Origin of the sequence: Mycobacterium sp. (genome assembly GCF_025933915.1) — a bacterium.
Lineage (GTDB): Bacteria > Actinomycetota > Actinomycetes > Mycobacteriales > Mycobacteriaceae > Mycobacterium.
Genome location: NZ_JAICZA010000048.1, coordinates 21,798 through 29,379, shown reverse-complemented (window position 1 = coordinate 29,379; position 7,582 = coordinate 21,798). Strand labels below are relative to the sequence as shown.

8 protein-coding genes are annotated in these 7,582 nt (G+C 66.9%); all 8 read right to left on the bottom strand.

All coding sequences use genetic code 11. The features are described 5' to 3' along the window. Positions 1 to 481 (bottom strand): FAD-binding protein (locus Q0W90_RS10185; RefSeq protein ID WP_297774407.1); only part of this gene is annotated, 481 nt, incomplete at its 3' end. Further along, positions 478 to 1,851 (bottom strand): aromatic ring-hydroxylating dioxygenase subunit alpha, encoded by a 1,374-nt coding sequence (locus tag Q0W90_RS10180; protein ID WP_297595319.1) that lies wholly within the window; start codon positions 1,849 to 1,851, stop codon positions 478 to 480. The genes Q0W90_RS10185 and Q0W90_RS10180, both read right to left, overlap by 4 nt. A 24-nt stretch (positions 1,852 to 1,875) precedes the next feature. Beyond that, entirely contained in the window at positions 1,876 to 3,411 is a 1,536-nt protein-coding gene (locus Q0W90_RS10175) for an acyl-CoA synthetase (RefSeq protein WP_297595318.1), read from the bottom strand. Between the two features lie 16 nt (positions 3,412 to 3,427). After that, positions 3,428 to 4,300: an enoyl-CoA hydratase-related protein gene (locus Q0W90_RS10170; RefSeq protein WP_297595317.1), complete on the bottom strand. Its 873-nt coding sequence runs from the start codon at positions 4,298 to 4,300 to the stop codon at positions 3,428 to 3,430. A gap of 18 nt (positions 4,301 to 4,318) precedes the next feature. Continuing rightward, on the bottom strand, positions 4,319 to 4,555 hold the full coding sequence (locus tag Q0W90_RS10165) for a biotin/lipoyl-containing protein (RefSeq protein ID WP_008257090.1): 237 nt from the start codon (positions 4,553 to 4,555) through the stop codon (positions 4,319 to 4,321). Next, complete coding sequence (locus Q0W90_RS10160; RefSeq protein ID WP_297595314.1) at positions 4,548 to 5,546, bottom strand: transketolase C-terminal domain-containing protein; 999 nt, start codon at positions 5,544 to 5,546, stop codon at positions 4,548 to 4,550. The genes Q0W90_RS10165 and Q0W90_RS10160 overlap by 8 nt, the downstream gene beginning before the upstream one ends. Before the next feature lie 5 nt (positions 5,547 to 5,551). Continuing rightward, on the bottom strand, positions 5,552 to 6,565 hold the full coding sequence (locus Q0W90_RS10155; RefSeq protein WP_297774403.1) for a thiamine pyrophosphate-dependent dehydrogenase E1 component subunit alpha: 1,014 nt from the start codon (positions 6,563 to 6,565) through the stop codon (positions 5,552 to 5,554). Further along, positions 6,565 to 7,428 (bottom strand): mycofactocin-coupled SDR family oxidoreductase, encoded by an 864-nt coding sequence (locus Q0W90_RS10150; RefSeq protein WP_297595312.1) that lies wholly within the window; start codon positions 7,426 to 7,428, stop codon positions 6,565 to 6,567. Before Q0W90_RS10150 ends, Q0W90_RS10155 begins: the two co-directional genes overlap by 1 nt. Positions 7,429 to 7,582 lie beyond the last annotated feature (154 nt).

The following is a 7,582-nucleotide window of genomic DNA, read 5'->3' as shown; positions in this document are numbered from 1 at the left end:
TGGCCAGCGGCGGCTGTACCTTGTCGCTCCAACCGCCCAACTTCGCGGCGTCGAACGGGATTCCCTCGACGGCGCGACCGGACACGTTGCCGCCCTTGTGGTTCGGGTAGTAGTCGCTCCAGCCCGCACACCGGATCAGTTTGACACCCTTGCGGGTGAGGAAATTGATCATCTCGTAGCCCGCCGTGAGGAACATCTCGCGTCGCTCGGGTGACGACGCCGCACCGATATCGCCGACCACGTCGGCCAGGTAGGCCAGCCCGTCCTCGTGCGAGTCGGCGATGCCGTCCGCCCGCATCAACGGGTTGTTCGGCAGCCAGACGATCCCGCCGGACAACCCGGTGGAGCCGCCGACCAGTGACTGCTTTTCGACGATGAGCGGCTCGAGCCCACGGTCCAGGGCGGCGAGCCCCGCGACCATGCCGCCCCCGCCGCTGCCCGCGATCAGCAGATCCACCGACCGGTCCCAGTGCGCGCTCATCGCGCCTCCACGGAGCTTGTCGTGAAGCCGAGATCGGCGATCGGCACGTCGATGGTGGTGTTGGTCTTCTGGATCGCGGGTACCAGCGCGTCGTACGGCAGGCCGGCCAGGAAGCCGTCGATGACGCGTTCGAAGTTGGAGATCAAGCCTTCGATCTGGTTGGACAAGCGCATGAAGTCAAAGCCCTTGGAATGCAGTCCCTTTTGTTGCCTCGGCAAGTTGGAGAAGTCTTGGGCGGGAATCGGCGGCCAGCGCGGGTCATCGGGCGCCATCGGCTCCGGTGGGGTGGGCTTGCCGGTCGATGCGTCGTTGGGAAGCCGTGTGAGGGACCAGATCTCGAACAGCGTGTCCTCGGGTCCCAGCGGGCGGATCCGGTACGACGAGGCGCTGCTATAGGTCGGCAGGATGAAGTAGTGCGGGAAGGCGAACCCGATCGCGTCGGTGATCCCGCGGCGGACCAGCTCGTTGAGGTCGGGCATGCGGCTGCCCCGGGCGCGGTGCCAGTCGACGACGGCGTCGTTCAGTGCGCTGCGCCACGCGGCCATCGCCGCTGCCGGGTCCGCCGGCAGGTCGATGTTTCGCATGCCCTCGGCGATGCGGATGTCGTTTTCATGCGTCATGCCGCCCATGCCCTCGCCGAGTGTGCGCATGAAGTACAGACTGCTCGCGACGACCGGATGTACCGCCGCGGCCGGTGCGCCGGTCGGCGCGGACGGCAACAGCTGAGGATGGGTCTGCGGGACGTGGTAGCCCTCCATGAACGCCGCCGCGGCCAGCTTCCAATTGACCGGCAGTCGACACGATTGCCACCACTCGACGCGCAGCGAGTCGACCTGCCAGGCGTCGTAGACCGACGCGAACGGCTCCATCCAGTCCCGCAGCGCGGGGGCGTCGTCGTCGAGGTTGATCCACGCGCAACCACCCCAGAGTTCGCATCGCACCGACACGAGTTGCAGGTCGTCGGCGGCCAGATTCTCTTCGGCGAACGCTTCGGGCCGCAGGACGAACGTGTTGCGGCCGTCGAGGCCCCAGCACCAGCCGTGGAACGGGCACACGAAGGTGCGACGATTCCCGTTGCCCTCCACCAGCTTCACACCGCGATGCCGGCAGGCGTTGTGGTAGGCGCGAACGTTGTGGCTGTCCACCCGCACCACGATGACGGACTGGTCGAGGATCTCGTATTCGACGAAGTCGCCGGGCTTGGGGATCTCCTCGAGCCGGCACGCCATCTGCCACACGCGGGGCCACAATGTTTCGGCTTCCAGCGCGTAGAACTCGGGGTCGTAGTAGCGCTGCTTGGGGATCCGATCTTCGGTCGCGACCGCCCACGGCACCGGTAGCGGCGTCCCATTGCCCATTCCTACTGCCATTTCGTCATCATCCCTTGTGTCGTCTCACACGATCCGCGATTCCCGTCCCTGCCAGTAACGGTCGCGGATGCTTCGCTTGTAGAGCTTTCCGTTCGGGTCCCGCGGCAGTTCCCGGTCGAATTCGACGGTGCGCGGGCACTTGTAGCCGGCCAGGTGGGCCCGGCAATAGTCGATGAGTTCGGCTTCGAGGTCGGGGCCGGGCATGACGCCGGCGGCCGGCTGCACGACGGCCTTGACTTCTTCACCGAATTCCTCGTTCGGGACCCCGAATACGGCCGCGTCGACCAGCTTCGGATGCATGACGAGCAGGTTCTCCACCTCTTGCGGGTAGATGTTGACCCCGCCGGAGACGATCATGAACGTCGACCGGTCGGTGAGATACAGGTAGCCGTCCCCGTCGACGTATCCCACGTCGCCGAGCGACCGCCACCCGCGATCGTTGTACACCGACGCGGTTTTGGCGGGATCCTTGAAGTACTCGAAGTCGGGTCCACCTTCGAAATAGAGCTCGCCGGACTCGCCGACGGGAAGTTCGCGCCCGTCTTCGCCGAGCACGTGCACCGGGGCCATCGGAACGCCCACCGAACCGGGATGGGCGAGCCAATCCTGCGGCCCGATCGTGGTTCCCGCGAATCCTTCGGTGCCTCCGTAGTATTCGTGAATGATCGGTCCGAACCACTCCATCATCCGGTACTTGACGTCCACGGGGCAGGGTGCGGCCGCGTGGATGACGCAGCGCAGGCTCGAGACGTCATATTTGTTGCGGACCGTCGCAGGCAGTTTGAGCATGCGCACGAACATCGTCGGCACGAACTGGGCGTGGGTCACCCGGTGGGTCTCGATCAACCGCAAGACCGCCTCTGCGTCGAACCTCTTCATGATGATCGATGCGGCGCCGACGCGGTTGGCCGCCATGGTGTAGTTCACTCCGGCCGCGTGGTAAAGCGGGGCGGGGGACAGGTACACACTCGACGGGCTCATCCCGTACTTGTGGATCAGCGCCATCTCCAGCACCGACTGCGCCCAGGATCCGTTGCCGTCGCGGGGAAGTGGGCGCCGCACGGCCTTGGGCCGTCCCGTGGTTCCGGACGAATACAGCATCTCCGATCCGTCCGACATCGGCGGGATGTCGCCGGCCGCCGCCACGGCATCCTCATAGGACTGCCAGCCGGCCACCGGGCCCCCGACCGCGACGTGCGCGGCCACCTTCGGATCGGCGGCGCGGAGGTGTGCGGCGACCTCGGGCAGCGAAGCGTCGACGAAAGCCGCCTTGGCGTCCGAGTCGTCGATGACATACGCGACTTCGTCGGGGGTGAAGTGGGTGTTGACGGCGGTGTAGTACAGGCCGGAAAGCTGGCAGCCCCAGGTGATTTCGAAGAACTCTGGCCGGTTTGGCAGCACCAGGGCAACGCCGTCGCCGCGGCGCAGCCCGGCGTCGTGCAGCAGCGCGGCGACCCGCCGGCTGCGGGCGTGCAGCGTGCCGAACGAGATCACCTCACCGTCCGCGACGACGAGTGCCGGCGACTCTGCGGCACTCATGGCGTGGTCGGCGATGTTCACCGGCGAACCCCGAACCCTAGGTAGTTGCGGCGCCGTCGGTCTGGGCGGCTGCGGCGGCCTGGCGGCGGGCGTGCTCGGAAGGCAGCACTTTGTCCTTGAAGACGGTCTGGATCAGCTGCTGCACGTCCTTGCTGATCGAGGCGAGCGCGACCAGGTCGTTGGAGCTCTGCCAGTGCACCCGCATGCCCATCAACTCCCAGGCCCGTTTGAGGTTGGCCTTGGTGAGCATCAGCGTCGTCAACGGCGCCTGCGCGATGTGGCGGGCGATGGCCTCGACCCGGTCGTCGAGCTGGTCGCGTGGGACGACCTCGTTGACCAGGCCGACGTCCAGGGCCTTCTTGGCGTCGATCACCTCGGCGGTGAACAGATAGTAGGCGGCGCGCCGCCAGTTCATGAACACCCAAGGCTCGATGGAACATTCGCCCGAGGGCATACCGAATCCCTGCAGGGGTGGGTAGGAGAAGTAGGCGTCCTCGGAGGCGATGACGATGTCGGTGGTCAGGCCCATGTGCGTGCCGCCGCCGACGCAGTAGCCGTGCACCTGGGCGATGGTGGGTTTGGAGAATTCCCACAGGTTCAGTGTCGGCTTGACGAACAAGTCGCTCTGGGCTTTCCAAGGGTGGCCCGTGACCATGGCGTTCTCTACGAACGACGGGTAGTCGACGGCGTTGTTGCCGATCGCGTGTCCCGAGCAGAAGCCCTTGCCGTTGGCCTTGAGGATAAGCACCTTGATGTCGTAGTCGCGGTCGGCGTCGGCCAGTGCGGCGTCGACTTCTTCGGCCAGTTTCTGGTCCTGGGCGTTGGCCTTCTCCGGCCAGTTCAGGGTGATGCGGGCGATCGGACCGTCTTTTTGGTAGATGATTCTCTCGCGGGTCTCGTTGAGATCCATAGGGCTTACCTTTCTCCGTTATGACGAGATGACGCCGATTTCGGCGCCGATGTCGTAGGTGGTCCCGACCTGGCCCGTCCACCGCACGGTGCCCGTCGCCCCGGCTTCGATCTCCTGCTCGACCTTCTCGGTGGCGATGACGTAGATCGGCGTGCCCGCCTCGACGTGCTCGCCGGCGCCGACGAGCAGCCCGGTCAGTTCGGCCTCCGAGACCGCGACGGATACCCGGGGGATGCGGATGATGAAGTCAGCCACGCAGATTCGCCTTCTGCAGCGTGCGTTGGGCCGCCTCCGCGATCCGCGCCGGCGACGGGTACACCTGAGCTTCGAGCGCCGCCGCGGCCGGGTTGGGCACGAACCGGGCGGCGACGCGTTGGACGGGTGCGGCGAGCTCACCGAACAACTCCGAGTGCAGGATCGCGGCGATCTCGGCTCCCGGACCGCCGAATTGGACCGCGTCATGGACGATCACGGCTCTGCGGGTGCGGCGAACGGACGCGACGATGGCCTCGATATCCAGTGGCACCAGGGTGCGCACGTCGAGCACCTCGGCGCTGACACCCCGTTCGCTCAGCGTGGCCGCGGCGCTCAGGGCATCGTGCACGCAACGCCCGTAGGCGATCAGGCTCACGTCGGTGCCGGGCCGCTTGATGTCGGCCTGGCCGAGCGGGATAGAGAAGCCGGGTTCGAGGGGGACGGGCCCCTTCTTGCCCTGCAGCCGGATGGTTTCGATGAACAGGCAGGGGTCGGGATCGAAGATCGCCGACGTCAGGAGTCCTTTGCCGTCGCGCGGGGTGGCCGGCACGATGACCTTCATCCCGGGAATGTGCATGAACCAGGCTTCCAGGCTCTGCGAATGCGTTGCGCCGGTGGCCAATCCGGCGTACACCTGGGTGCGGACGGTGATCGGCGCCGACGTGCGTCCGGCGGTCATGAACCTCAGCTTGGCCGCGTTGTTGATCAGCTGGTCGGCGGCGATCCCGATGAAATCCATGATCATGATCTCGGCCACCGGCAGCAGACCGTCGATGGCCGCGCCGATCGCTGCGCCGACGATCGCGGCCTCCGAAATCGGGGTGTCGAGGACGCGGTCGCGGCCGTACTTGGTCGACAGGCCCGCGGTGGGTCCGGAGGCGCCGGGGTCGGCGATGTCCTCACCGAGCAAGAACACCCGCTCGTCGGCGGCGAGCGCCTGGTCCAGCGCGAGGTTGAGCGCCTCGCGCATCGTCATCTCTTTCTCGTCCACGGGCGTTACACCGGGAACTTGATCGGGGTCGCATACACGTCGCGGTCGAGTTCGTCGATGGACGGGGAGTCCGCGCTCATCACCGCGTGCAACGCCGCTTCCACCGCGGCCGCTGCCTCACCGTCGAGGCGGTCGAGCTCGTCCGGTGAGCAGACGCCCGTCTCCGCGAGCTGTCTGCGGAAGCGGGGCACCGGGTCGGCGGCCATCGCCGCCTCGAGTTGTTCCTTGGGTATGTAGGGCATCCGGTCACCGAAGTAGTGCCCGCGGAAGCGGAATGTCACGCATTCGAGGAAGGTGGGGCCGTTGCCGCCCGGGCCACCGCGCGCCCGTCGCAGCGCGTCGTCGAGCGCCGATTTCACGGCCAACGGGTCGTTCCCGTCGACACGCACGCCCGGCATGCCGTACCCGGCCGCCCGGTCGGCGACGCGCTCGAGCTTCATGGTGTCCGCGGTCGGCGTCATCTCAGCGTAGAGATTGTTCTGGCACACGAAGACGATCGGCAGGTCCCACAGCGCGGCCATGTTGGCCGCCTCGTGAAACGATCCGGTGTTGGTGGCGCCGTCGCCGAAGCTGACCACCGTGACGCGGTCGATGCCCTTGCGTTTGGCGGCCATCGCCAGCCCGACGGCCACCGGCGGTCCGGCCCCGACGATTCCGGTCGAAAGCATCACGCCCCGAGCGGGATTGGCGATATGCATGGTGCCGCCCTTGCCCCGGCCGGCGCCGACGGTGCGGCCCATCATCTCGCCGTAAATCTCCTCGAGCGGGACGCCCTTGCCGATCAGGTCGTGCAGGCCGCGGTACGTCGTCACCAACTGATCGTCGGCTCGCAGCGCAACCCCCATCGCGGCCGCGATCGCCTCCTGGCCTCGCGACGGCCAATACACGCACATGAACTCGCCGGTCGCGATCCCCTTGGACAGCCGATCGTCGGCCGTCTTCATCAGGACCATCAGTTCGTAGAGGCGACGCCGGACACCATCCGAGTCAGGTTGCGGCGCATCGTGATTGGTCGCCATCACGCTCCCGACCAGGGTTTGACCTTGAGAAAGCCCCCGGCATCGACGCGCAACTGCTGTCCGGTGATGTAACGTGCCGCGTCCGAGGCGAGGAACAGCACCGCCTCGCTGATGTCTTCGGGTTCGACGTAGGGGACCGGCATCGCCTGCACGAGCGGGAACACAGGCTCGGCATCCTGGCGGGTCGGGGCCTTCAGATCTGGCCGAAAGGCGCGGTACATCGGCGGGCTGTGCAGCATGTCGGTGTTGACGTTCGTCGGATGCACCGCGTTCATCCGGATGGAGAACCGGGCGAGCGCCAGCGCGAAGTCGTTGACGTAATGTGCGGCAGCCAGTTTCGCGAAGGCATATCCGGCCCCGCCGGGGCCACCGTCGATACCGGTGGTGTTCATCGACGACATGAAGGCCGCGTTGGAACCGATGACGATGATCGATGCGCCGGCCCGCAGATGTTTGAGACTCGTGTGCACCAGGTTCAACACGCCGATGAGATCGACGTCGACGGCGTCGGCGAAGGCCTGCGGTGGCAGGCCCGCGGTCAGGGGGCAGATGCCCGCGTTGGCGACCACGATGTCCAGGCGGCCGAGCTCGGCCACGCCCGCATCGATGGCCGCGGACAGGGCCACCCGGTCGCGAACATCGGCGACCGCCGTGATCGCGCGCTGCCCCTCCTTTTCGACCAGCCGCGCCGTTTCGTCGAGGTCCTCGGGGCGGGCGAGAGGGTATTCATTGGTGTCGATGTCCGCGCACAGATCCACTGCGATGATGTCCGCGCCTTCGGCGGCCAGCATCCGCGCATGTGAACGGCCCTGTCCGCGTGCGGCGCCGCTGATCACGGCCACCTTGCCCGCCACTCTGCCCATCGCTCGTCCTTCGTCCGTGCGGCTACATCGTGACCCACATTGGGGCCCAACAGCATTCGGCTGTGCAGCCACCTCCGTGGCGGGAATGAATCGGCCGGCCGCCCGTCCGCGCCGTAATGCGGCGCGGGGTCGCCGCGGCGGGCGTTGCAATGAC